Annotated in this window: 23 protein-coding genes; 21 read left to right on the forward strand and 2 right to left on the reverse strand. The window is 38.5% G+C overall.

The features are described from left to right. Window positions 1-93: 93 nt before the first annotated feature. Both rocF and ctlX read left to right on the forward strand, forming a co-directional pair. Entirely contained in the window at window positions 94-1047 is a 954-nt protein-coding gene (gene rocF / locus AC3E9U_RS10330) for an arginase (protein ID WP_488746828.1), read from the forward strand. Window positions 1048-1051: 4 nt separating this feature from the next. Continuing rightward, on the forward strand, window positions 1052-2002 hold the full coding sequence (gene ctlX / locus AC3E9U_RS10335; protein ID WP_488746829.1) for a citrulline utilization hydrolase CtlX: 951 nt from the start codon (window positions 1052-1054) through the stop codon (window positions 2000-2002). A 38-nt stretch (window positions 2003-2040) separates the two neighbouring features. Here ctlX and AC3E9U_RS10340 read toward each other — a convergent pair whose 3' ends face one another. Then, window positions 2041-2664: a MarC family protein gene (locus AC3E9U_RS10340; protein WP_488746830.1), complete on the reverse strand. Its 624-nt coding sequence runs from the start codon at window positions 2662-2664 to the stop codon at window positions 2041-2043. 142 nt (window positions 2665-2806) lie between these two features. Here AC3E9U_RS10340 and AC3E9U_RS10345 point away from each other — a divergent pair, with 142 nt between their 5' ends. Further along, a complete protein-coding gene (locus AC3E9U_RS10345; protein ID WP_488746831.1) occupies window positions 2807-3163 on the forward strand; it encodes a CoA-binding protein in 357 nt (118 codons plus the stop codon). Here the strand turns inward: AC3E9U_RS10345 and AC3E9U_RS10350 are convergent. Then, the gene (locus AC3E9U_RS10350) at window positions 3160-4656 is read right to left on the reverse strand and encodes a sodium:solute symporter (RefSeq protein WP_488746832.1); all 1497 of its coding nucleotides are present in this window, start codon (window positions 4654-4656) and stop codon (window positions 3160-3162) included. The two genes, AC3E9U_RS10345 and AC3E9U_RS10350, sit on opposite strands and share 4 nt — an antisense overlap. An 84-nt stretch (window positions 4657-4740) precedes the next feature. Here AC3E9U_RS10350 and recR point away from each other — a divergent pair, with 84 nt between their 5' ends. From recR to AC3E9U_RS10440, 18 genes are all read left to right on the forward strand, one after another. Continuing rightward, window positions 4741-5361, forward strand: coding sequence for a recombination mediator RecR (gene recR / locus AC3E9U_RS10355; protein ID WP_488746833.1), 621 nt, complete (start codon window positions 4741-4743; stop codon window positions 5359-5361). Between the two features lie 84 nt (window positions 5362-5445). Beyond that, on the forward strand, window positions 5446-6237 hold the full coding sequence (locus AC3E9U_RS10360; protein ID WP_488746834.1) for a polysaccharide biosynthesis/export family protein: 792 nt from the start codon (window positions 5446-5448) through the stop codon (window positions 6235-6237). Window positions 6238-6244: 7 nt separating this feature from the next. Next, the gene (locus tag AC3E9U_RS10365; RefSeq protein WP_488746835.1) at window positions 6245-8698 is read left to right on the forward strand and encodes an exopolysaccharide transport family protein; all 2454 of its coding nucleotides are present in this window, start codon (window positions 6245-6247) and stop codon (window positions 8696-8698) included. Between the two features lie 109 nt (window positions 8699-8807). Then, entirely contained in the window at window positions 8808-9788 is a 981-nt protein-coding gene (locus AC3E9U_RS10370; protein WP_488746836.1) for an SDR family oxidoreductase, read from the forward strand. A 2-nt stretch (window positions 9789-9790) separates the two neighbouring features. Further along, the gene (locus AC3E9U_RS10375; RefSeq protein ID WP_488746837.1) at window positions 9791-11179 is read left to right on the forward strand and encodes a UDP-glucose 6-dehydrogenase; all 1389 of its coding nucleotides are present in this window, start codon (window positions 9791-9793) and stop codon (window positions 11177-11179) included. 18 nt (window positions 11180-11197) lie between these two features. Beyond that, window positions 11198-12475 carry a nucleotide sugar dehydrogenase gene (locus AC3E9U_RS10380; RefSeq protein WP_488746838.1) on the forward strand — a complete coding sequence of 426 codons (1278 nt, stop codon included), beginning with the start codon at window positions 11198-11200 and terminating at the stop codon, window positions 12473-12475. A gap of 19 nt (window positions 12476-12494) precedes the next feature. Next, entirely contained in the window at window positions 12495-13739 is a 1245-nt protein-coding gene (locus AC3E9U_RS10385) for a hypothetical protein (RefSeq protein WP_488746839.1), read from the forward strand. Continuing rightward, window positions 13739-15196, forward strand: a complete 1458-nt coding sequence (locus tag AC3E9U_RS10390) for an MOP flippase family protein (RefSeq protein ID WP_488746840.1) — start codon at window positions 13739-13741, stop codon at window positions 15194-15196. The genes AC3E9U_RS10385 and AC3E9U_RS10390 overlap by 1 nt, the downstream gene beginning before the upstream one ends. A gap of 51 nt (window positions 15197-15247) precedes the next feature. Beyond that, a complete protein-coding gene (locus tag AC3E9U_RS10395; protein ID WP_488746841.1) occupies window positions 15248-16312 on the forward strand; it encodes a glycosyltransferase in 1065 nt (354 codons plus the stop codon). Continuing rightward, complete coding sequence (locus AC3E9U_RS10400) at window positions 16305-17438, forward strand: glycosyltransferase (protein ID WP_488746842.1); 1134 nt, start codon at window positions 16305-16307, stop codon at window positions 17436-17438. The genes AC3E9U_RS10395 and AC3E9U_RS10400 overlap by 8 nt, the downstream gene beginning before the upstream one ends. Then, window positions 17431-18537, forward strand: a complete 1107-nt coding sequence (locus tag AC3E9U_RS10405) for an acyltransferase family protein (RefSeq protein WP_488746843.1) — start codon at window positions 17431-17433, stop codon at window positions 18535-18537. Before AC3E9U_RS10400 ends, AC3E9U_RS10405 begins: the two co-directional genes overlap by 8 nt. Next, entirely contained in the window at window positions 18530-19732 is a 1203-nt protein-coding gene (locus AC3E9U_RS10410) for a glycosyltransferase (protein ID WP_488746844.1), read from the forward strand. The genes AC3E9U_RS10405 and AC3E9U_RS10410 overlap by 8 nt, the downstream gene beginning before the upstream one ends. Then, window positions 19729-20778, forward strand: a complete 1050-nt coding sequence (locus AC3E9U_RS10415; protein WP_488746845.1) for a glycosyltransferase family 4 protein — start codon at window positions 19729-19731, stop codon at window positions 20776-20778. Before AC3E9U_RS10410 ends, AC3E9U_RS10415 begins: the two co-directional genes overlap by 4 nt. 47 nt (window positions 20779-20825) lie before the next feature. Beyond that, window positions 20826-21902, forward strand: a complete 1077-nt coding sequence (locus tag AC3E9U_RS10420) for an acyltransferase family protein (RefSeq protein WP_488746846.1) — start codon at window positions 20826-20828, stop codon at window positions 21900-21902. Next, window positions 21893-23044: a hypothetical protein gene (locus AC3E9U_RS10425; RefSeq protein ID WP_488746847.1), complete on the forward strand. Its 1152-nt coding sequence runs from the start codon at window positions 21893-21895 to the stop codon at window positions 23042-23044. The genes AC3E9U_RS10420 and AC3E9U_RS10425 overlap by 10 nt, the downstream gene beginning before the upstream one ends. Then, window positions 23044-24135 carry a hypothetical protein gene (locus AC3E9U_RS10430; RefSeq protein ID WP_488746848.1) on the forward strand — a complete coding sequence of 364 codons (1092 nt, stop codon included), beginning with the start codon at window positions 23044-23046 and terminating at the stop codon, window positions 24133-24135. The genes AC3E9U_RS10425 and AC3E9U_RS10430 overlap by 1 nt, the downstream gene beginning before the upstream one ends. Further along, window positions 24132-25280, forward strand: a complete 1149-nt coding sequence (locus AC3E9U_RS10435) for a glycosyltransferase family 4 protein (RefSeq protein ID WP_488746849.1) — start codon at window positions 24132-24134, stop codon at window positions 25278-25280. The genes AC3E9U_RS10430 and AC3E9U_RS10435 overlap by 4 nt, the downstream gene beginning before the upstream one ends. Further along, window positions 25273-25875 (forward strand): sugar transferase, encoded by a 603-nt coding sequence (locus AC3E9U_RS10440; protein ID WP_488746850.1) that lies wholly within the window; start codon window positions 25273-25275, stop codon window positions 25873-25875. Before AC3E9U_RS10435 ends, AC3E9U_RS10440 begins: the two co-directional genes overlap by 8 nt. The last annotated feature ends 1 nt before the right edge of the window (window position 25876 follow it).

Below are 25876 nucleotides of genomic sequence, written 5' to 3' on the forward strand. Positions count from 1 at the left end.
AAAAGCCCAATAGTTTAGCATCAGAAACAGGTGTTCAATGTAAGTTGGCAGAGCGCTAAAAGGGATAAAAATGATAATGTAGCGAAGTTTGCTATGGATAAAAATATAGTTTTTTTAATAAACACATCTGAGATTACGGCCGGTACCCGGGGCGCATCATTAGGGCCTAACGCGGTTATTACTGCAGCCAGGAAAAAGGAAAGTTTTATTTTCGGTGAAAATCAAGTTGAAAAACTTAAAAACGTAAATGAATTATTGGATAAAACCACACCACATCAATTTGCAAAACGTATTGATGGTTTAGTGGAAGTGTATTCGATATTGAATAATAAAGTTGCTTCTTTATTAGAGAACAATCAGTTTCCGTTAATTTTAGGAGCCGATCACGGTTCTGCTGGAGGTACAATTGCCGGAATCAAATCGGCTTTTCCCAACAAGCGCTTAGGTGTAGTTTGGATCGACGCACATGCCGATATTCATACGCCTTTTACAACACCTTCCGGAAATATGCATGGAATGCCTTTGGCCACGGCTTTAGGAATCGATAATTTAGAATGCAAAAAAAATGAAGTTCCTGCACAGACGCTTGCCTTGTGGAACCAATTGAAGCAAATTGGAGGGATTTCTCCAAAAATTGATTCAAGTGACCTGGTATACATTGCGGTTAGGGATACGGAAAGTCAGGAAGACGATATATTGAAGCGATTGAATATTGAGAATTATAAAGTGGCTGATGTCCGTTCTAAAGGCGTATCGGAAATAGTGAATGCCATTGATGAGAAATTAAAGGACTGCGATTGCGTTTATGTGTCCTTTGATGTAGATTCTATGGATCCTGATTTAACTTCACACGGAACAGGAACACCGGTTGAAAACGGTTTGAGCCCGGAGGAGGCAAAAGCGATTCTTACCCATTTCGCAAATAATGATAAAACGGTTTGTATTGAATTCGTTGAGATAAACCCTTGTTTAGACGAAAAGAAAAATAGAATGGCCGAGGTAACCTTGGATTTAGTCGAAACAGTTGTGCAAACGCTAAAAAATTAAGAGTATGCAACAAACAACAAACACTGTTCTGATGATTCGCCCGGTGGCATTTCGCAGAAACGAACAGACTTTGGTAGATAATTTTTATCAAAAAACCGGTGAGACATTATTGCCCGCAGCTGCAAATGCTAAGGCCCAGGAGGAGTTTGACGCTTTGGTGGATAAGCTGGAAGATGTAGGTGTCAATGTTATTGTTGTACAAGATACATTGGATTCGGATACCCCGGACAGTATTTTTCCGAATAACTGGATCTCTTTTCACCAATCCGGAGATGTGGCTTTGTACCCAATGTTTGCCGAAAACCGTCGCCTCGAAAGAAGAGAGGATATTTTGGACATCATGGAGGAAAATGGGTTTTATATTGAGCAACAGGTTGATTACAGTTCGGCGGAAGAAGAAGGTCTTTTTCTCGAAGGGACAGGAAGTCTGGTGTTAGACCGTGAAAACAGTAAAGCTTATTGTGCCATTTCCGGAAGATCAAGCGAAGAACTCATGATCGAGTTTTGTGAAGATTTCGAAATGAATCCGGTAATTTTTGATGCTTTTCAGACGGTAAACGGAGAGCGAAAGCCGATTTACCATACCAATACAATGATGAGTATTGGCGAAACCTTTGCGGTGGTATGTGCTGACTGCATCGACGACAAGAAGGAACGGAAAATGGTTTTGGATTGTCTTCGATCGGATGGAAAAGAAATTATATTGATTACAGAAGATCAGATAAATAAGTTCGTCGGAAATATGCTGCAGGTTCGTGGCGCAAACGACAAGCGTTATCTGGTGATGAGTACGACTGCTTATAATGCGTTGACTCCGACACAAATAAATACTTTGGAAAAGCACTGCGAGATTGTAACATCCAACCTTGATACAATCGAATTATGCGGTGGCGGAAGTGCACGCTGTATGATGGCGGAAGTTTTTTTGCCAAAAGAAGATGATATCGATTCCTAAGATATGCTTATGAAAAAGACCTCAATTGAGGTCTTTTTTTATATCGTTTTGAAAATATTGACGACCGAACTGCTGACGTACTGAACGCCAATTGCAATAACGATGAATCCAATAATTCTTGAAATCGCCACAATACCCGAGGCACCTAAAATTCGGGATAAATAATGTGCACTGCGTAAAATAATAAAAATAGCCAGTGCTACCGCTAAAATGGCTCCGCAAACAATGGCTTTATCCATTAATTTGGGATAGTCCTGATAAAAAGCAATCAGTAACGAAATGGAACCTGGTCCCGCAAGCATTGGAATGGCTAATGGAGTAAGGGCAATATCATTTCTTTTTTGAGCATCGCTGGTAACTTTTTTGTTCATTCCCCTTTTTTTTCCAAGATTCCCGCTTAACAGGGCAAAACCGGAACTTACAATTACAAGTCCTCCGGCAATACGCAGCGCATCAATAGTGATTCCGAAGAATTTTAAAACATATTCACCAACAAAAAAGGAGATGATTAATATGATAAAAACGTTAATGGCTGTCCAAAGTGAAGTTCGTGAACGTTCCGCTTTACTGTCGTGTTGGGTTAATCCAACAAAAATGGGTACGGCTCCCAAGGGGTTTAAAACTGAAAATACGGCGGCAAAAATGTAAATAAATAACTCCATTGGTTTTGTTGCAAAATTAAGTCGATTAAAAAAGGCGTGTGTAAAATTTGGGTTAACCAATAATTATTTTACTGAAATTTCCTGATTCACTAAAATAGGAAAAAATGCATAAAAACAGTAACTTTATTAAAAAATTATACAGATGAAAACTTTGGTAATAGGAGCTTCTTCACATCCGGAACGTTATTCTTTTCTGGCGGTCAACAGTTTGTTGGAGCATGGGCATGAAGTAGTGGCAATAGGTGGCCACAAGGACAATGTCGGGAATGTGAATATTGAAACCGAAAAATTACTCTTTGAGAATATTCATACGGTAACCTTGTACCTTAACCCAATGCGTCAAAAGGAATATTACGATTATGTAGTTGGCCTGAAACCGGAAAGGGTTATTTTTAACCCCGGCGCAGAAAACAGAGAGTTTTTTGAGGTGCTCGAAAAGGAAAATATTCCGTTTGAAGCTGCCTGTACTCTCGTACTTCTTGCTACCAATCAATTCTAGAATCGGGTTTCGCCTGTTGCCGGTTTGCTTATCAACAGTAAGCCGAGCAACGTAATTAATCCGTTTACGATGATGAGTTCAAACGAAAACACATAACCGCCAAACCATTCTTTGGAATTTGAATTGATGAAATAAGTAATCAATGGTGAAACGATACAAACAAGCGGCACCAGTTTGTCCCTAACCGTTTTCGATTTTATAAACAATCCGAAACCGTATAAGCCTAAAAGCGGACCATAAGTATAGCCGGCCACCGTAAAAATCATGGTCACCACCGATTTGTCGTTAAGAGAATTGAAAACCAATATCACCAAAAACATTAAGAATGAAAATGTAAGATGAACCAAATGTCTGGTTTTTACGGTTTTCATATTGTTTGCGTTCTCGGCTTTGTCCATGCCAAGGAAATCCACGCAAAAAGACGTTGTTAAAGCAGTAAGTGCACTGTCGGTTGTAGCAAATGTGGCCGCTGTTAATCCCAAAAGAAAGATTACAGCCGGAATGATGCTTAAATGTTTGAAGGCGATTTCCGGGAAAAGATAATCGGTTCGGGTGATGCCGTCAACTGTTGGGATGGCAACTCCGTTTTTCTCAGCGTACATATAAAGTAATGCTCCCACACTTAAGAAGAAAATATTGATCAGTACAAAAATTCCCGTGAAAGTGAACATGTTTTTCTGTGCTTCGCCAATGTTTTTACAGCTTAGGTTTTTCTGCATCAGATCCTGATCCAGTCCCACCATGGCAATAGTTACAAAAATTCCGCCCAGAATCTGTTTTACGACATAATTGCCCTGCAGGTAATCTTCGTAGAAAAATATTTTTGAATAGTTACTGTTTTTAACGGCTTCGAATGCTTCGAATGCTCCGAAATCCAAGCTTCTGCAGACAAAAATAATCGTAAGAAAAACAGAAGATACCAGGAAGAAAGTCTGTAGTGTATCGGTGATGATGATCGTTTTTAATCCGCCACGATAGGTATAGGCGAAAATTAAGCCTAATGAAATCAGAACGGTTGCGGCAAAAGGTGCTTTGAAATCGTCAAAGACATAACGCTGAAGTACGATTACAACCAAATATAAACGAAAGGCCGATCCGATTGTTCTGCTGATCAGGAATATGATTGCGGAAGTTTTGTAGCTGATGGTTCCCAGACGCTGTTCAATATAGCCATAGATTGACGTAAGGTTCATCCGGTAATACAGTGGCAGCAGTACTTTGGCAATAATTAGAAATCCGATGGCGTTTCCTAAGATGAACTGGAAGTATTTGAATTGTAAATCCGGATTCCCAACTTCACCAGGAACCGATATAAATGTAACGCCGGAAAGCGCGGTTCCGATCATTCCGAAAGCTACCAGATACCATTTTGAATTTTTATTCGCTTTGAAAAAAGTATCGTTGCTGTGATCTTTTTTACTTACGATATTGGAAATCAGAATCAGAAGCCCGAAGTAAATGATAATAATGGTAAGTATGGTTGCCGATGTCATTGTTTAAATTTTAAAGTGCCAATTTACATAAATAATCTTCAAATTGTCAAATGGGATAATTTTCAAATTAATTACTTTTGCTACATGGAATTTTCATCTAAATTATTAGAAAGGGCAGTAAACGAAATGGCTCAGTTGCCCGGTATCGGAAAGCGGACTGCATTGCGCCTCGTGCTGCATTTACTGAAACAGCCGAAAGAACAGACGGAACAGTTGACAACCGCACTGCTCAAGATGCGTGAAGAAATTAAATTTTGCAAAAAATGTCATAATATTTCGGATGTGGAGATTTGTGAAATTTGTGCTAATCCCTCCCGTGATGCTTCGGTGATTTGTGTAGTGGAAGATATCCGCGACGTTATGGCATTGGAAAATACCGGAATGTTTAAAGGTTTGTATCATGTGCTGGGAGGAAAAATTTCCCCTATTGACGGCGTGGGGCCAAGTCAGTTAAACATAAATTCCCTGGTGGAAAAAGTGAAAACAGGAGATGTGAAGGAAATTATTTTTGCATTGAGTTCGACCATGGAAGGCGATACCACGAATTTCTACATCTACAAACAAATTAAGGATTATGAAGTCACAACTTCTACTATCGCGCGCGGAATTGCCGTAGGAGATGAGTTGGAATATGCTGATGAAGTGACTTTGGGAAGGAGTTTGATGCAGCGTATTCCCTTTGAGAATTCGTTAAAGAATTTGTAATTGTTACTTTTTCAAGTAATATCTCCGAATAAGTTTAAAAATTTGAATTGAAAAACTATATTTGTTTTTTTTAAAATGAGAATGATGAAAAAAGAATTATTTCTTTTGCTGTTAATTATAGGGTTTTCTTCGGTTTCGTGTGTATCAACAAGAGAGTTGACATATCTTCAAAATAAAGGTCAGGACAGTTTGACGGTAAACGTCAATCCGATTGTAAACAAACCGTACAGGGTGCAGGTAAATGATATATTAAGTATAAAGATTAAGGCTTTAGATCAAAAGTTGGTCGGTATGTTTTCGCCTTCAGAAGATCAAAATATCAGTCCGACGGAACAGTCTTTGTATTTTGACGGATTTACGGTTGATGATCATGGAAATATTAGAATTCCGGTATTAGGCGAAATGAATGTTTTAGGTTATACTCTTGACGAAATAAGACTAAAAATCGAAAAACAGCTTTTGGATGACTATTTTAAAAAAGAGGCAAATATTTTTGTTATAGTTAAATTGGCGGGCTTGCGATATACGGTCAACGGGGAAATTCAGAGTCCTGGTACTAAAACGTTGTTTCAGGACAAAGCAACCATCATGGAAGCCATTGCCAATGCCGGAGATATTACGATGACCGGAAACAGAAGGGAAGTTTCGATTATCCGTCAGTATCCCCACGGAACAGAAACCCATACTATTGATTTGACGGATGCAGCTGTGATGAAGTCACCGTATTATTATCTTCAATCGAACGACTATATTTACATTAAACCTTTAAAGCAAAAATCGTGGGGAACAGGTACTACCGGTACGCAGTCTGTGGCTACGATAATTACAGCTTTGTCTTTAGTTACAACAACACTTTTATTACTTAAAAATTTATAATTGGCAAATGCTTGATCCTAAAGATTTTACCTTTTTTGAACGAAATAATAATTTTGATTTTAAAAGTTTTGTAACGAAGCTTTTAGGGTATTGGAAGTGGTTTGTATTGAGTTTTATCATAACTTTTACGGTCGCATATCAGGTCAATATTCGTCAGGAAAACATGTACGAAATGAATGCGTCCATTGTGGTAAAAGATGAAAACAATCCGTTTTTTACATCGAATACCAGTTTGGTGTTTAATTGGGGTGGAACCTCAGATAAAGTGCAGACCGTTGTCAATACCTTGAAATCAAGGTCGCATAATGAAATCGTTGTCGATGAATTACAATACTACATTGATTATCTGGTTCAGGGCAAATTCAGATTTGAAGATGTTTACGGAACGGTTCCTTTTTATGTCGAAATCGATCAGAGTAAGACTCAATTGGCAGGTTTGCCGATCCAAATTAAATTTTTAAGCCAAAATGAATATAAAATTACGATTCCGTTTGAGGCCAATTCTGTTGGTACGATAGTTTATAAAGACAATCAGGGCGGGACAGCAAATGTCCAAACGGGGGAGTTTGCGAAAAAATATAAGGTTGGACAATTGGTTGAGTTGCCTTTTTTGAATCTGAAGTTGTTTATAAATTCGAACCCGGGCGATTATGTAGGAAGCGAATATTATATCAGATTCAATAGTTTTGACGGAACTGTTGCCGGTTATCAGGGTCTGGGTGTTATTGCCGATGATAGCGGAGGATCAATCATCAGACTAAGCATGAGAGGGACTAACAAAGCCCGACTGGTGGAATATCTGAATTCCACTGTAAAAGTTCTGAAGGAAAAAGAGTTAGAAAACAAAAACCAGTTTGCTACAAATACCATCGCATTCATTGACAGCACATTACTGGCAATGGAAGATGATATTAAGTTGGCTGAGAATGAACTGAGGAATTTCAGAAAAGACAAGAATATCTTTGAATTAGAAGGCGGAGGTGAAGTTTTAACCGAAAAATTGACAAATTATGACGTTGAAAAAGATGCAATTTCAAGAAAAATAGCCTATTATAATTCACTAAGAAGCTATTTACTGAACAGTAATGACTTTTCAAAACTTCCTGCTCCAACGGTTGCAGGTATCGACGAACCTAACATCGTAGCCAATGTAACTAAATTGATCGAACTTTCTAAACTTCGTTCTGAAAAGGCTTATTCTGTCAAAAATGAGAAAATGTTCAAAGATTTTGACAGCGAAATGAGCGCTTTAAAGAAAGTGTTGCTGGAAAATATTTCCAATGCTAAAGCACTTTTGCAGTTTGATTTGTCTTTGGTCAATAAGAACATTGCATCCGCGGAAAGTACCATTAAAAAACTGCCGGAAGAACAGCAGCAATTGCTGAAAATTACCAGAAAGCATGATTTGACCGATAATATTTATAATACTTTTCTTGAAAAGCGAAGCGAAGCGGATATTGTAAAAGCGGCAAACGTGTCTGATATCGAATTTATCGATAATGCTAAAGATATAGGAGGTGGTTTGTTGGGCTCTAAAACCAGAGTTAATTATGCGATGGCTTTTTTGATCGGTTTTCTTGTACCGTTGTTCATTTTATTAGTTAAAGCTATTCTGGATAAAACAATTCACAATACGGAAGATATTGAAAGATTGACAAAAATTCCGATTATTGGCGTGGTTGGTAAAAAGAATACGGACAATAATTTAGCTGTATTTGAAAAACCAAAATCGCCTTTGGCAGAATCATTCAGGGCTATTAGGTCTTCCCTTCAGTTTTTGTATAAAAAACAGCAGAAAGACGGGACTAAAACATTAATGATCACATCATCGGTCGGTGGGGAAGGGAAAACGTTTTGCTCTATAAACCTGGCAACCGTATTTGCCTTAAGTGAGAAAAAGACAGTAATTGTAGGATTGGATCTTAGAAAACCGAGAATTTTTGGGGACTTTAATATTGAAAACAATATTGGTGCCGTAAATTATTTAATTGGGCAAAAGACGATAGGGGAAGTTATACAAGCGACGCACATTCCTTATCTTGATGTAATTACCTCAGGGCCGATTCCTCCAAATCCGTCCGAGTTGATTCTTGGCGAGAGTATGAAGGAAATGATCGACGAGTTGAAAATGAGTTATGATTACATTATTCTGGACACGCCGCCGATCGGATTGGTTTCCGATGCCTTGGAGCTTGCTCAATTTTGTGATGCGACCATTTATATTGTCAGACAGGCTTTTACAAATAAGGGAATGTTGTCTATCATCAATGAGAAACACAAAAGAGGCGAATTGCATAATATCAGTATCGTTGTTAACGGATTTGAAAGCAGCGCCAAATACGGCTATGGTTACGGCTATGGCTACGGCTACGGATATGGTGCCTACGGAGCGGGATATGTTGAACAGTTCAAGCCAAAAACTACTTTTGAAAAGATTAAGGATTTTATTTTTAGAAATTAAAAGCTCAGTAATCTGTTCTAAACAAAAAATGATTTTTTGTTTACGTGGCTTCAATTGGTAATGCAAAAACTTTTTTAATTAACGTATCTTTGTTTCCAAACTAAAAAAGATGTCTGAGCGTAATTATACTATTCTTATAACCGGAGGAGCTGGTTTTATCGGCTCGAACCTGTGTGAATACTTTCTTGCAAAGAATCATAAGGTGGTTTGTCTGGATAACTTTTCAACAGGTTTCAGGCATAATATTCAGGATTTTTTATCTAACCCCGATTTCAAACTGATCGAGGGTGATATTAGGGACTATGAAACTTGTCTGAAAGCCCTTGATGGTGTTGATTATGTTTTGCACCAGGCGGCTTTAGGGTCGGTCCCAAGATCGATTCAGGATCCAATTACAACCAACGAGGTAAATATTTCCGGGTTTCTAAACATGTTGCACGCATCAAAAGAAGCGGGTATCAGAAGGTTTGTTTATGCTGCGAGTTCGTCGACTTACGGGGATTCGGATATTTTGCCAAAACAGGAAGAAGTAATCGGAAAACCGTTATCTCCTTACGCCATCACCAAATATGTAAACGAATTGTACGCTGATGTTTTCAGCAAAACATACGGTATGGAGACTGTTGGAATGCGTTATTTCAATGTTTTTGGACGCAGACAAAATCCAAATGGAGCTTATGCCGCGGTAATTCCTAAATTCGTTATACAACTAATGCAACATGAAAGTCCGGTAATCAACGGAGACGGAAATTATTCGAGAGACTTTACTTATATTGATAATGTGCTTCAGATGAACGAGTTGGTAATGCTTGCTAAAGATCCGGAAGCCATAAATACGGTATACAATACAGCATACGGAGACAGAACAACCTTGAACGATTTAGTAGGTCATTTAAAAGACTGTCTTTCCGAATACGATCCGAAAATTGCGGACATTGAAGCGGTTCACGGACCAAACAGAATAGGCGATATACCTCATTCTCTTGCCAGTATTGAAAAGGCAAAAAAACTATTAAATTACAATCCGCAATTCTCCATTTCGCAAGGTCTGAAAGAAGCTGTTAAGTGGTATTGGGAAAATCTTAAATAAGCATGATAAAGAATATTTGTTGTATCGGTGCAGGATATGTTGGAGGACCAACCATGGCGGTTATTGCGCAAAAATGCCCGCATATCAAAGTAACTGTTGTAGACTTAAATGAAAAAAGAATCGCCGCATGGAATGATGCCAATACCGAGAATATCCCGGTTTATGAGCCTGGCTTAGCTGCGATTGTTGCCGAAGCCCGCGGGAGAAATCTGTTTTTTTCTACAGAAGTTGATAAGTCCATCGAAGAAGCAGATATGATTTTTATTTCGGTAAATACTCCGACAAAAACATACGGCGTCGGAAAAGGAATGGCGGCAGATCTAAAACACATCGAATTATGTGCCCGCCAAATTGCAAGGGTAGCCAAAACTGATAAAATAGTAGTTGAAAAATCCACATTGCCGGTGCGAACTGCCAGCGCAATTAAAGATATATTGGATCATACGGGTAACGGAGTCCAATTCCAGATTCTATCCAACCCGGAATTCTTAGCAGAAGGGACTGCAGTAAGTGATTTACTAGCACCGGACAGGGTTTTGATTGGGGGTGATTCTACTCCGGAAGGACAAAAAGCGATGCAGTCACTGGTAGAAATTTATACCAACTGGGTTCCGCAAGACCGTATTTTAACCACGAACGTATGGTCATCGGAATTGTCAAAATTAACCGCAAATGCTTTTTTGGCACAACGTGTTTCTTCCATAAACGCAATGAGCGAATTATGTGAAAAAACAGGAGCAAATGTAAATGAAGTTGCCAAAGCTATCGGAATGGATAGCCGGATCGGACCTAAATTCCTTAAATCTTCAGTAGGCTTCGGAGGTTCTTGTTTCCAGAAGGATATCCTGAACCTGGTTTATATTGCAAAGACTTACGGTTTGAATGAAGTGGCGGATTATTGGGAACAGGTTATTTTAATGAACGATCATCAGAAACGTCGTTTTGCAAAAAATATAATCAGCACGTTATACAACACGGTTTCGGGGAAAAAGATAGCTTTTTTAGGCTGGGCTTTTAAAAAGGATACCAATGATACGAGAGAATCTGCAGCAATTTATGTTGCTGATGATTTGTTGAGCGAACAGGCCAATATCTCGGTTTTTGATCCAAAAGTGGAAGAAGCACAAATTTTAGCCGATTTGAATTATCTTGAAACCCGCTCTGAATCTGAGAACAAAAAAGGAATTACTGTTAAAAATGATCCATACGGAGCTTGTAAGGACGCACATGCCATTGCGATCTTGACAGAGTGGGATGAGTTCAAAACATATGATTGGCAACAGATTTATGATGGCATGTTAAAACCGGCTTTCGTTTTCGACGGTCGAAATTTATTAGATAAAAAAGAACTTGAAAAAATAGGATTTGTTTATCAGTCTATAGGATCTTAAATAAGAAAAAAAAATATAATGAATATAAAAATTGCAGTCATAGGATTAGGCTACGTGGGTTTGCCGTTGGCAAGATTATTCGCGACAAAATATCCTGTTGTCGGATTTGATGTAAATAAAGCTCGAATTGAAGAACTGAATCAGGGAATCGATGCTACTTTGGAAGTAGCAAATGATGTTCTTAAATCAGTTCTAAAAGATAAAACATCACAGGAAAACGGACTTTACTGTACGGCAACTTTAGAAGACATCAGCGATTGCAATTATTTTATCGTAACAGTTCCGACGCCGGTAGATAAAAACAACAGACCGGATTTAACACCTTTATACAGAGCCAGTGAAACGGTAGGGAAAGTATTGAAAAAAGGGGATATCGTTATTTATGAATCTACAGTATACCCGGGGGTTACTGAAGAAGAATGTATCCCGGTGCTCGAAAAGATTTCCGGCCTGAAATTCAATACGGATTTTTTTGCCGGCTATTCTCCTGAACGCATTAATCCCGGAGATAAAGAGCATACAGTAGAAAAAATATTAAAAGTTACATCAGGCTCTACTTCCGAAATAGGAAAGAAAGTTGATGCATTATATAAATCAGTAATTACTGCCGGAACACATTTGGCGCCGACCATCAAAGTTGCTGAAGCGGCAAAAGTAATTGAGAATTCACAACGTGACATTAACATTGCTTTCGTAAACGAGTTGGCTAAAATTTTCAATATCCTGAATATTGATACTCATGCCGTATTGGAAGCAGCGGGAACAAAGTGGAATTTCTTAAAATTCAAGCCCGGATTGGTAGGCGGACATTGCATCGGAGTGGATCCGTATTATTTAGCTCAAAAAGCACAGGAACACGGTTATCATCCGGAGATTATCCTTGCCGGAAGACGTCTTAACGACAGCATGGGGGAATATGTGGCTTCACAGGTTGTTAAACTGATGATTAAAAAAAGCATCAAAGTAAACGGTTCAAAAATTTTAATGCTGGGGATCACCTTTAAGGAAAACTGTCCGGACGTTCGCAACACCAAAGTAGTAGACGTGGTTTCTGCTTTGAAAGATTATGAAACGAACCTGACGATCTATGATCCATGGGCAAATCCATCGGAGGTCATGCACGAATACGGATTGGTGACTACAACCGAAATTCCAAATGAAAAATATGACGCCGTAATTTTAGGAGTGGCGCATACAGAATTCTTAAATATGGACTTTGGATCATTAAGAAAGGAAAACAGTCTGTTGTTTGACGTCAAAGGGATCTTGGGTGAAGTAGCCGATGCTAAATTATAGCGCTTAATCATAGGAGTTCATGGGTAAAAAAGTTCTGGTTTTAGGAGTAGAACAGAATAATTTTCTGTCTTTTTTATATGGGACTTTAAAGAAAGCTTACCCTGACTTTGTTATTTCCGTTCCGAAATACAAAGAGCTGAGCGCCAACTCGGAAGTCAAGGACTGGATGTACAGTAATGATGGCATCCAAAGGACCATATCTTTAGCTTCTTATGTAACGGCTTTTTTTTTCATATTGTTCTCGGGACATTTTTACGCGACGTTTTTCTTCATTTTATTAGTTGAACGGAAACTGAAAAAAGCACTTCATTTTTTTATCGAAAGTGTAAAAGGAAAAGCTTTCTTCAACGCAAACAATAATTTCGGGGAGTACGATACTTTTCATTTTCATTATTTACAGTACAGTTATCTTAGGGAAGTGTTTTTTGTTCCGAAAGGTAAAAATATTGTCTGCTCCTTTTGGGGTTCCGATTTAATGCGGACTTCCGATACTTTCAATCATTATTTTGTTAAAAAAGCACTCAATAAAGCTACTGTCATCACCTGTCAGTCTGTTGAAATGAGAGAGATTGTGCTTTCTAAGTTCGGAAGAAATTTATTTGATAAAATAAAAGTGGTGACTTTTCCTATTGATGATAAAGTGTTTGAAGGAATAGACCAAAAAGAAAGTGATAGCAAAGGTCTCGAAGTATTTAAGCAGGCTTTCGGATATAACATGACCAAGTTGAATGTTCAGATTGGGCATAATGCCAATCCGCAAAACAATCATTTCGAAATTATAAAAGGATTAAGCAATTGCAGCAACAAAGAAAATCTTCATCTCTATATTCATTTGGGATACGGGATTTCAAAAGAAGAAAAAGAACCGTATAAAAAAGAACTGGAAATGTGCCTGAAAAACTTAGGGATAAGTTATACCATTTCTGATGCCTTTTTTGTAAATGAGAATCTGATCTTTTCCCGAATGGCCGCCGACATTTTTATTCATACGCCGGTTTCGGATGCGTTAAGCGCTACGATGACCGAAATGCTGTATGCCGGCAGCAGCGTGATTACAGGCTCTTGGCTTCCGTATAAAACGTTTAAAAAGATTGGATTGCATTATTCTGAAATCGACGATTTTCAAGGACTTTCCTCAAAAACAGATGCAATATTGAGAAATTTTGAATCCGAAAAACAACTGTGCAAACAAAACAGAATGCCGATTAAAGACTATTTTTTCAGAAAAGAAATAATTGATACTTGGGCTTCAATACTTAACTGATGTCGGCGGAAATTAAAGATAAGGTAAAGAACAGCCTGGCGTGGTCATTTATAGATCAGTTTGTAACGCAGTTTGTTTTCATTCTCTTCAGTATTTATCTGGCGCGTATTTTAGCGCCGTCTGTTTTTGGAACGGTCGGATTGGTGACCGTTTTTACCAATTTCGCTGTTTTTTTCATTGATATGGGTTTCGGAACGGCACTGATTCAGAAAAAAGAAACCAATAACGATTACTATTCCACTGTTTTTTGGTTCAATTTGGCAATTGGCTCCATACTCTATTTATTGTTCTTTTTTGCAGCGCCGCTCATCAGCAGTTTTTACAAAATGCCGGAGCTGGTTTTGATTATCAGGGTTTTGTGTCTGACCTTCATAGTGACCTCGCTGACTTCCGTGCAATCCAACCTTTTGATAAGGGATCTCGATTTCAAAAAGAAGGTGGTTTTCAATTGGATCGCTGTAATTTTGGGATATGTGGTGGCTTTTTATCTGACTTATAAAGATTATGGAGTTTGGGCAATTGTATGGATGAATCTTACCACAGCCATTGTGAATTCCCTTTTGTATTGGATCAGTTCACATTGGACTCCCGATTTTATTTTTCATTGGAGTAAAATAAAGGAACTTTCTTCCTTCGGGTTGAATGTTCTCGGTGATACGACTATTAATTACTGGTCCCGCAACTATGATAATTTTATAATCGGAAAAGTACTGGGAAGCTCCGACTTAGGGATTTATTCCCGAGCGTATTCCCTGATGATGCTTCCGCTGAAAAACATCACTTCGGTTTTTTCAAGGGTTTTGTTTCCGGCATTCTCCAAAATTCAGCACGATATTCCGCAAATCCGCTCCCAATATCTGAAAGTGATAAGATTCATTGCAGCCATCACTTTTCCTATAATGATTGCGCTGGCATTGGTTTCCAAAGAATTCGTTCTGTTGTTTTTTGGCGAAAATTGGTCAAAGATGATTCCGATTCTTTCGATGTTGAGCGTCTTAGGTGCTTTTCAGTCGTTGGTATCATTGAACGGATTGTTGTATAACTCATTAGGTAAGGCTAATATCGCTTTTAGGGTCTCACTTTGGGTTAACCTGATTTTGATCCTGACGTTTACAATCGGAGTACATTACGGAATTTACGGACTGACACTTGGCTATTTGATTGTAGGTTCATTAATTGCTTTTCCCGTGTACGCTATTGCCATCCGGCTAATTGATTTGAGTTTGTTAGACGTGTTCCGACATATTAAATCAATCCTTTTTTCGATATTTTTGATGGCTTTTTTGATGTATTCCGTCAATTTTATTTCCGTCAATTCACTTTTGGCAGCGCTGATTATTAAAGTTACGATAGGTATAGCTGCCTATTCTGCAACGCTTTATATTACAGATAAAAGGCTTGTTTCAGAAGGGATTACCCTGCTTGCGTCTTTTTCAAAAAAGAAAAGTCAGAAATAATTTGATTTTCAGCTATATCTTTACGAAAATTGCGCCTGAATTGCATCCCAAATGAAAATAATACGACTTACCACATTGCTTGATTTCGGTGGACAGGAAAAACAATATGTTTCCTTTACCGAAGGTAAGTCATTATATAAAAATGAATATGTTTTTGCAGCCATCGGTCACGGCGGTTTTGCAGAGGAAGCAATACGTAAAAACGGATTTCCCGTTGTCATTTTTAATCAGAATCCGTCGGTCTCGAATTTCAGAAACATCTGGACATTATACAAATGGTTTAAAACAGAAAAACCGGATGTGGTACACACCGCTGCTGCCGAAGCTAATTTTCACGGTGTACTGGCAGCCAAATTAGCCGGTGTTCCCAAAATTGTGGCCGAAGAAATCGGATTTCCAAATCATTCCGCCAAAGCTAAGTTACTGTTTAGATTTATTTACAAGCTGACAGATAAAGTTATTTGTGTTTCTCAGGCGGTTAAAGATTTCCTCATTTCGATAAATGAGATCGGGTCTTCGAAAGGTGTGGTGATTTATAATCCTGTCAGTGTGCCTAAATTGGTGGAAATGACTAAAGATGATTTATTTACAATTGTAACCGTGGGCCGATTGGAAAAAGTCAAAAATCAAGAAGCGCTGCTTCGCGCATTCTCAAATTTAGATATCCAAAAATGCAGAATGATTCTTGTGGGCGATGGTCGGGAAAGAGATAACCTGGAGAAGTTAATTGATCAATTGAATATTGCCGACAGAGTAACATTAACCGGCTTTAGTTCCGAACCGGAAAAATACTTGGCCAAAGCAGATCTTTTTGTACTTCCGTCGTTATCCGAAGGATTCGGTATTGCGGCTGTGGAGGCTATGCTGCTTGGGATTCCGTGTTTGTGTTCAAATGTTGGCGGACTGCCGGAAATCATCAATAATGGGAAAACCGGTTGGCTTTTTGATCCGAAGAATGGAAAGGAACTGACCGAGAAATTAAACGCCATAATAAAAATGCCATCTGAAGAATTGGAGAAAGTCGGTAAAGAAGGCTATGCAAAGGTCGGAACAGTTTTTACGGTTGAAAATTATGTGCAACAGTTGGAGGATTTTTACACGAGCTTAAATGATTAGGGTTTTAAACATAGTCGAAACCATTGGGTTTGGAGGGGTCGAGCGTCGGCGTCTTTCCATGGCGAAGCTTTTGGATAAATCGAAGTATGAACTGAAGATCATTTGTACAAAAACCGAAGGCAATTTTGCCGATGAAATCCGAAAACAAGGCGTTGAGGTCATCGAGATCGGATTGCTGAATCACCCGTTCGAGTACCAACAACATCAAAAAGTAATCGAAGTCATCAAGGAATTTCAACCACATATTATCCATGGAGCCGTTTTTGAAGGCGTGACTATGGCAGCTGTTAATGGTTTTTTTAAACGAGTGCCGATTATTATTGTGGAAGAAACGTCCGATCCGCAAAACAGACGCTGGAAAGGAAATCTTTTAATGAAGGGACTGGTATCATTGTCTGATGCCGTTATCGGAGTTTCACCGGCTTCCGTAGCGTATCTGACCAAAAAATTAAAAATAAAGAAGGAAAAAGTCTTTCTTATCAATAACGGGGTTGCCATTCCGGAAAAGGTTTCTGAAGATGAGGTTTCAAATTTGAGAAAACAGTTGGACTTGAGTGTGAATGATTTTGTAATTGGATCTGTCGGCAGAATGTTAAGCGATGCCACAAAACGTTTTTCTGATTTGATTAGAGCTTTTGCCAATGTAAGTGCGCAAACCGAAAATGTAAAACTGCTTTTGGTTGGGGAAGGAAATGAAAAAGAAAATTACATCCGCCTTGCAAAGGAATTAGGCATAGAACATAAAGTTATATTTGCAGGCTATCAGAATTCGGTTTCCAAATATTATGAGATTTTTGATGTTTTTGCCTTGGTGTCGGCGCACGAATCTTTTGGATTAGTTTTAGCTGAAGCGATGTTGCATAAGATTCCTGTCATAGCAACCAATGTAGGCGGAATGAAATACATAGTTGAAAATAATGCAACCGGCTTTTTGGTGGAAAAATATGATGTGGATGCCATTGAATCGAAGTTAAGGGAATTATACAACAATGCCGGTTTGCGACATCAAATGGGTGTCAAAGGCTTCGAAAGAGCCATGAACAATTACACAGAAGAAAGGTATGTAAACAATGTGGAAGCTTTATACCACAAACTTCTACTGCAAAAAAGAATAATACATGAGTAGTGAAAAAGTATTTTTACCTGGTCTGAACGGAATCCGCGCTATTGCAGCCATGGCGGTGGTGGTTTCGCATATCAACAACAGGTTGGATTATTTTAAACTGCCCAAAGGTGAGTTGTTGGACTTAGCCAGTTACGGTGTGACCATGTTTTTTACGCTCAGTGGTTTTTTGATCACTTATTTGCTTCTGCTTGAATTAGAGAAAAGCGGAACCATAGATGTGAAAAAATTTTACATGAGAAGGGTACTCCGAATCTGGCCGTTGTATTATGTGTATATTTTCATCATCATTGCAATGACAGGGATTAATAATATCGGTTGGCCCATTTTGTTTTACCTTCTGATGATTCCGAATTTCAAAAACTCGTTTGCAAAAATCATTCCGGCCATAGGCAGCCAAACCACTAGCATGATGCTTGGGCATTACTGGTCGCTTGGAGTTGAAGAACAGTTTTACGCGATTTGGCCCTGGATCGTAAAGAAAACAACTATTCTGTTAAAGGTTCTGATTCTTTTTCCGATTTTTTATGTGCTGCTGAAATTAGGGCTAAGAGTGTTTCATGCGCCTTACTCTATTCTGGTTTTTGTAAATTACACCCGATTCGGATGTTTGGCATTGGGAGGATTGGGTGCCTATCTTTATTTTCATCATAAAGATAAATTGGTCTTTGTAATGAAACGATGGGTTGAGATTGCAGCCTGGTTGTTTTTTGTCGTTGTAGCGTTCAATAAATTTCACATTACCTCGATTATTGACCATGAAATCCTGTCGGTTTTTACGCTGGTCATCATACTCAATCAGATTGGTAATCCCAATAAACTGATTTCACTGGAAAATAATTTGATGGATTATTTAGGGAAAATTTCGTTCGGACTTTACGTTTACAATCCGTTAGTGATCTACCTGATGTCCTACTTATTTTTATGGCTGCCTATAGAAAACATCCTGCTGAAAACCATATTGGTCTTTGTCATGGTAATTCCTGCGATTATAGTTGTTTCTCATATTTCATATCATTATTTTGAAAAGCGTTTCTTAAAACTTAAAACAAAATACACCACCATTAAAAGTGCTGCAAGTAAAGCTGAATTGAATGAGTAACACAGGTTTAAATATACTTTTTGTCACTTGGGACGGACCACAAACCAGTTATATGGAAGGTCTGTTTCTGCCTATTTTCAACGAAATTGCAAAAACAGAAAAAGTGCGTTTTCACATCGTTCAGTTTACATGGGCCGATGCAGTTAAAACGGAGAAAGTCGCTCAGATTGCAAAGGATTTCAATATAAAATACACTTCCGTCAAAATCCATAAAAAACCAATAGGAATTCTTGGGACCATATACACTTTGTTTAAAGGGATACGTTTTCTTGAGGATTATATAAAAAGAAATTCCATTTCGGTTGTCATGCCGAGAAGTACAATGCCTGCGGTAATGATAAATAGGCTGAAGGTGAAAAATTTGAAAATCCTGTTTGACGCGGATGGTTTACCTTTGGAAGAACGTATAGATTTTGCAGGTTTGTCACCAAGCAGTAAGCAATATCTTTGGCTGAAAAAAGAAGAAACAAAATTATTGCTCAAGGCAGATGGCATCATAACCCGCTCACAAAAAGCAATTGACATCCATCTTAAAAAAATAGGCGAGCAGTACCGTCAAAAATTCGATGTGGTTTTTAACGGTAGAGACGCTTCGTTCTTTTCTCCGGATGAAAATACGGGAACTTTGGTGCGCCAGGAAATCGGGCTTATGCCAACGGATTTTGTTTTCGTCTATTGTGGTTCCCTCGGACCTCAATACGGTTGGGAGGAAATGATAGCCATTTTTAAAGCTGCTCATTCTAAGAATAAAAACGCAAAGTTTCTGATTTTGACCGGAAATCCTGATTATGCAGTGCAGCGCATTCCGGAAGAATTCAAAGAAGCGATAATTATAAAAAGTGTGCCGTTTGTTGAGGTTCAAAAATATCTGAATACTGGGGATTGCTCCTTTGCCATTCGAAAACCAACGTTCAGTATGCAGGGTGTGGCACCTATTAAACTTGGTGAATACCTTCTGATGGGCTTGCCTACCATTGCTTCAAAAGGAATTGGAGACTCCGATCTTATTCTCGAAAAAGTACCGCATTGTTTCCTTTTTGATCACAATGATCCGGAAGCGATAAATTTAGCAGCTGATTTTTCATTGCAGTTAAAAAATTCGGACTTTGCATCCTCGGTTCGAAAGGAAGCGTTAAACTATTTTTCACTGGAAAAAAGCGCCGAAAGTTACCGAACGGCCATTCGAAAAATATGAAAGTCCTATATTTTACCAAATACAGCAGGTTAGGAGCCAGCAGTCGCCTGAGAAGTTTCCAGTTTTTTCCTTTTTTGGAAGAGGAAGGCATTACAGTTGCTGTCAGTCCGTTGTTCAATGATGCTTATCTTGAAGCCTTGTACAGCGGGAAAAAATCGGTTGCGAATATCTTATGGGCTTATCTGAAGCGATTCATGGTGCTTTTCACTGTTTTTAAATACGATAAAGTGGTTATAGAGAAAGAATTGTTTCCCTATTTTCCGGCTTTTTTTGAAAGGGTTTTAGCGGTTTTAAATGTTAAATACGTTGTTGATTATGATGATGCGATTTTTCATAATTACGATTTGAGTAGCAACAGCCTGATTCGTTTTTTTCTCAAAGATAAAATCGGGATTGTAATGAAAAATGCGGAAACCGTCACCGTTGGAAACAGTTATCTTGCGCAAAAAGCTGAAATGTCAGGCGCAAAAAATGTGGTAATTCTGCCCACCGTAGTTGATATTTCAAGGTATAAGACTGCTCAGAAAACAGCAAAAGAGAAAACAATCATCGGATGGATCGGTTCGCCTTCGACTTTTAAATATATCAAAGCGATATTTCCTGTTTTTGAAGTGCTTTCAAAACGCTATCCGATTGAAATTCATATTGTCGGGGCGAAAGAAGATATTCCTGTTGCTTTCCCCATCCAATTTATCAAATGGTCGGAAGATACGGAAGCGGATTCCATTGCTGCTTTTGATATCGGTTTAATGCCTTTGGAAAATTCCCTGTGGGAAAAAGGAAAATGCGCTTATAAGCTGATTCAGTATATGGCCTGTGGAATTCCCGTTGTTGCATCACCTGTCGGAATGAATAAAGAAGTGGTAAAATCCGGTGAAAATGGCTTTTTTGCTAAAAATAAGGAAGAATGGCTGAAATCTTTAGAAGAATTAATATCGGATAGAAGAAAAAGCTTTACATTTGGACATGATGGACGGGTACTGATTGAAAAAGAATATACCATTCAGTCGAATCTTAAAAAAATGATCGTGATATTGAGAAAATAAGAATTTTAAGTGTTTAACCCACTTCTACAAAGGCCCCCTATACCATAATGTTACAAGTTCAAAGAGCAAAATATTTAGATATTTTACAGGTTTACCGCGGTTTTGCTGCACTGATGGTTGTTATTCATCATGCAGTGGGATCATTGGATTATTATCACAGCACCGGCAATAGTTTTTTTAACATCGTCGGTTTGATCGGGAAATTGGGCGTTGACTTTTTTTTCGTGCTTTCCGGTTTTATCATTGCCTATTCTGCGCACTTCAAATATGGTACTCCCAATGCTTTGAAAGAGTATGTGGTGGGAAGGATTCTGAGAATCTATGTGCCGTATCTTCCGGTGGGGATCGCAATGCTTTTCCTGTATAAATTGCTTCCGGACCTTTCAAATTCGAGCAGGGATATCAGTATTTTTAGTTCCGTAACCTTGATTCCGAGAGGGAATCCGGCACTTTCCGTGGCGTGGACATTGCTTTTTGAACTGATGTTCTATTTCTTATTCGCTATGTCATTTCTCTCAAAGAAAGTGTGGAATTATTTTGTGGTTGTTTGGACTGTCTTAATATTGATTAGCAATTACGGCGGAATTCCATTTTTTGACGGTATCATAAAGAACCCGTTCGGAAAAGTATTCCTTGCGATTTACAATATTGAATTCATTTTCGGCTATGTGCTCGCCCAGATCGTAACCCGTGGAATCATCTGGAATTACAGAAGAACATTGCTTTTGATGGTTGTCTTCGGAGTACTGTTTTTATCCGAATTCGGAATGGCTGAAAAAGTTTTCCGTTTTTCCGAGAACATATTCTTTTCGCTGTTTACTTTCTTTACCTTTTACTATTCGGTTACCTATCTGAGTTTCGATTTGAAAAAGAACAATCCTTTTATGTTGATCGGAAATGCAACCTATTCCATATACCTTCTTCACAATCCAATTCAAATGGTGATCATCCGATTGTTGCCAAAAGTGAGTAACGGAGTAGGATACGCGTTAGCACTTGCGATTCCGATAGCGATTTGCTGTTTGGCCGGATATGCGTATTATCTGATTTTCGAAAAGAAGGCAATAGGTATACTGAAAGAAGAAATAAATGGTTTTATTCTAAGTAAGCGCATTTGGACATAGTCTTCCTAATACTGATCATTGGTTTCGGACTCGGGTTTATTGCTTCTTTTAAAAATGACCTGGGTTCCGCCGACTTGCAAAATCTCAGGAAATTATTCTTTTATCACTTGGTTTTCGGGGTATATTACTGCTTTTTCGTTTCCGGAGATGCAGTAGGTTACTGGAAAATTGCCCAAACAATGACGGCCGAAGATTTTGACAAGTTCATCGTCGGCGAAAAAGGAACCTATATTTTATTTGCACTGAATTATTTTCCGGCCAAAATACTAGGTCTTTCCTATTTTTCAGGGACGATGTTGTATTCTTTATTGGGTTTTATAGGATTGGCTTTCTTCTATGTAATTGCGCTAAAAACAATACCGTATAATTCTAAATTCGGAAAATACACGCTCTTTCCGTTGGTTTTCTTTATGCCGAACCTGCATTTCTGGAGTGCGGGTGTAGGGAAAGACACGCTTCTTTTTTTGTGTATCGGAATGTTCTCCTACGGACTTCTGAACATACCAAAACGTATCTTATTGATTGTTATGGCTATGTTCCTTTCGTATATTGTCAGACCGCACATTACCTTATTCCTGCTGGTTTCTTTCGGTTTGTCCTATATCATGAGTTCGAAAGTTTCAGGCGCCAAAAGGGTTGTGCTTTCCATTGTCTTAATTGGTATTGGAATTGCAATTTTACCTTCCGTAATGGAATTTGCAAAAATCGAAGAAACCACTATTGACAGTTTTGAGCAGTTTTCAGAAAAGAAAGCCGGTTTGTTAAGCCGTGCCAGCTCTGGTTCGCGTATCGACATTTCGTCATATCCTTTTCCTTTAAAGGTATTTACGTTTTTGTTCCGTCCATTGTTTTTTGATATTAACGGAATTCCCGCGGCCATTGCTTCAGTTGAAAATTTACTGCTGCTGATTATTACGGTAAATATTTTCAGAAATAATCTCGTAAAAACTTTTAAAGCGATGCCGTTTATCCTCAAAGGGCTTTTACTGTTTCTGATCATCGGAACATTGGCTTTCTCACAATCGTTAGGGAATCTTGGAATCATGATCCGAATGCGGAATATGTTCCTGCCGGGATTGTTGCTGTTTATTCTTTGGGCATTCTCCTACCGGAAAGAACTGGAAATGAATAAGAAACGCTGATGAATTGGAAACAACATAAGGAAAGTGTTTTTCTGGTCTTTCTTCTGGGCTACCATCTGTTTTTTACATTCCTGACATGGGATTATTACTGTAAAAAAGGAGGCGATGCAGCTTTTTACTGGTTTCAATTGCAATCCTCTGCGTCAAAAGCCGTTTCGGAATTGCGTTTTTACGGTTCTGATTTCATCTTATTGTTGAACTATCCCTTGGCTAAACTGCTGGGACTTGATATCCGCGTCGGATTTATACTTTACAGTCTTATAGGTTTCCTTGGGATTATCCAGTTTTACCGATTGTGTAAGCTTTTTACGGGTGGAAAATTACTGTACAGAGGAATTGATGTTTATCTGTTACTGCTGCTCTTGCCCAATCTGCATTTCTGGACAGCAATGTTAGGGAAAGAAGCCGTATGTTTCCTTTTTATAGCAACAATTTTACTGGAATTAGCGAAGAAAAAATACCGTTCAAAAGCTATGCTAATATCGGTCGTTTTGCTAATTCTGATTCGGCCTCACATTGCCCTATTGCTGTTGTTTAGCGTTTTTGTGATTTATCTTTTCTTTGGAAAAGGAAGCGCTAAAATAAAATTCATGCTTTCAGGAGCTGCCTTGCTTCTGTTTTTCGGCTTGTTTTATATGTTTTTGCAATTATCGCAAATCAAACGGTTTGATTTTGCCAGAATACAGCGCTTTAATGAATTTTCGCTTTTGTCATTTAGAGAATCAGGAACTTATGTGCCCATAATAGAGTATTCCTATCCGTATAAAGTTTTTACCTTCTTTTTTCGACCTTTTATAAATGAAGTTCCTGGTTTGTATGGTGCTGTATTGGGATTGGAAAATGCATTGTTGCTATTCCTTCACGTAGTTGCTTTGATTCTCATACTCTGGCATTGGAAGAAGATAGTTTTTCCGTTTGTTTTTAAAATAATCCTTTTTTTTGCATTACTTGCAGGACTTCTCATAGTGCAGCGTTATTCAGGGTTTGGTATTTTTGCCAGAACAAAAATCATGATCCAGCCTTTTGTGGCCTTAGTGTTACTTTGGATAATTGCTGAAGTGAGAAATAAAACGATTCCCAAATCCAAATGAAAAAACTCATTCGTATTACCACTATCCCGCTTTCTCTTGAAAAATTGCTTGAGAACCAACTGCGATTCATGAAAATGCATTATGAGGTAATTGCTGTTTCTTCGGAAAAGGAACGGTTGAATGAATTTGGTAAAAATCAGGGGGTTCAGACTTTTGAAGCCAGTCTGACCCGAAAAATAACGCCGCTTCAGGATCTTATCGCGTTATGGCAGCTTTTTTGGTTTTTTAAAAAGGAACAGCCTTTCATTGTTCATTCCCATACACCAAAAGCAGGAACCATTGGGATGTGGGCCGCTAAATTAGCCGGAGTGCCCCATCGTTTGCATACCGTGGCAGGTTTACCACTTTTAGAAACTCAGGGAAATAAGAGGAAGTTATTGAGCTTGGTCGAGAAGCTGACTTATGCTGCTGCCACTAGAGTATATCCGAATTCTAACGGACTAAAGGAAATTATCCTTGAGGAAAAATTTTGCGATCGTGATAAGTTAGAGGTGATAGGTCAAGGCAGTTCCAATGGGATTGATACCGATTATTTTTCGGAACATATTATTTCAGAAACACAAAAAGCGGAACTCCGATCGGAATTAGGTATCAACAGAGACAGTTTTGTTTTTATCTTCGTCGGAAGAATTGTAGCCGATAAAGGAATCAACGAGCTGGTAACGGCCTTTTCTAAATTGAAGGATAAAAACTGTAAACTTTTGTTGGTAGGTCCTCTTGAAAAGGAATTAGATCCCTTATTGCCTGAAACGGAGAATGCGATTGAAAACAATCAAAATATTATTACGGTCGGCTATCAGAATGATGTCCGGACTTATTTTGCCATCAGCAATTGCCTTGTTTTTCCAAGCTACCGCGAAGGTTTTCCTAATGTAGTCATGCAGGCCGGAGCGATGGGGCTTCCTTCGATTGTGAGTGATATCAATGGTTGCAACGAGATAATTGCCAACGGAGAAAACGGAATCATCATTCCGCCAAAATCTTCGGAAGCAATTTTTGCTGCCATGTTAGATGTGATGAATAAACCCGATTTATTTGCACACATGAAACAAAATGCCCGGGAAATGATCGTGCAACGTTACCAGCAACAAGTCGTGTGGAATGCGATTTTAGAAGAATATAAAAGTTTGGAAAGAAATGTATAGAGTCTTTTTTAAGCGTTTTTTCGATGTCTTACTTTCTCTGGCTGGCTTGCTTTTGTTGAGTCCTGTCTTTCTGTTCGTTACCGTTTGTCTGTTTTTTGCGAATGACGGAAAACCATTCTTTGTTCAGAACCGTCCGGGTAAGAACGGAGCTATTTTTAAGATCATCAAGTTTAAAACGATGAATGACCGTAAGGATAGAGATGGTAATCTTCTTCCTGATGAACAGCGACTTACTGCGATAGGGTGTCTTGTCCGTAAAACGTCTCTTGATGAAATTCCCCAATTGATCAATGTGTTGCTTGGAACTATGAGTCTGATCGGGCCGCGTCCGTTGCTGCCGGAATACCTTCCCTTATATAATAATTTTCAAAGACAAAGACATAACGTTCGTCCCGGAATTACCGGGTGGGCACAGGTAAATGGGAGAAATGCCATTAGTTGGGGACAGAAATTTGAGTACGATGTTTGGTATGTTTCCAATTTAAGTTTTATATTGGATCTCAAAATTATTTTAATGACAGTGATGAAAGTGTTTGTGCGTGAAGGAATTAGTGCAGATGGAGTCGCTACAATGGAAAGGTTTAAAGGGAATTAAG

The sequence above is a fragment of the Flavobacterium sp. 21.1 genome (assembly GCF_057801535.1).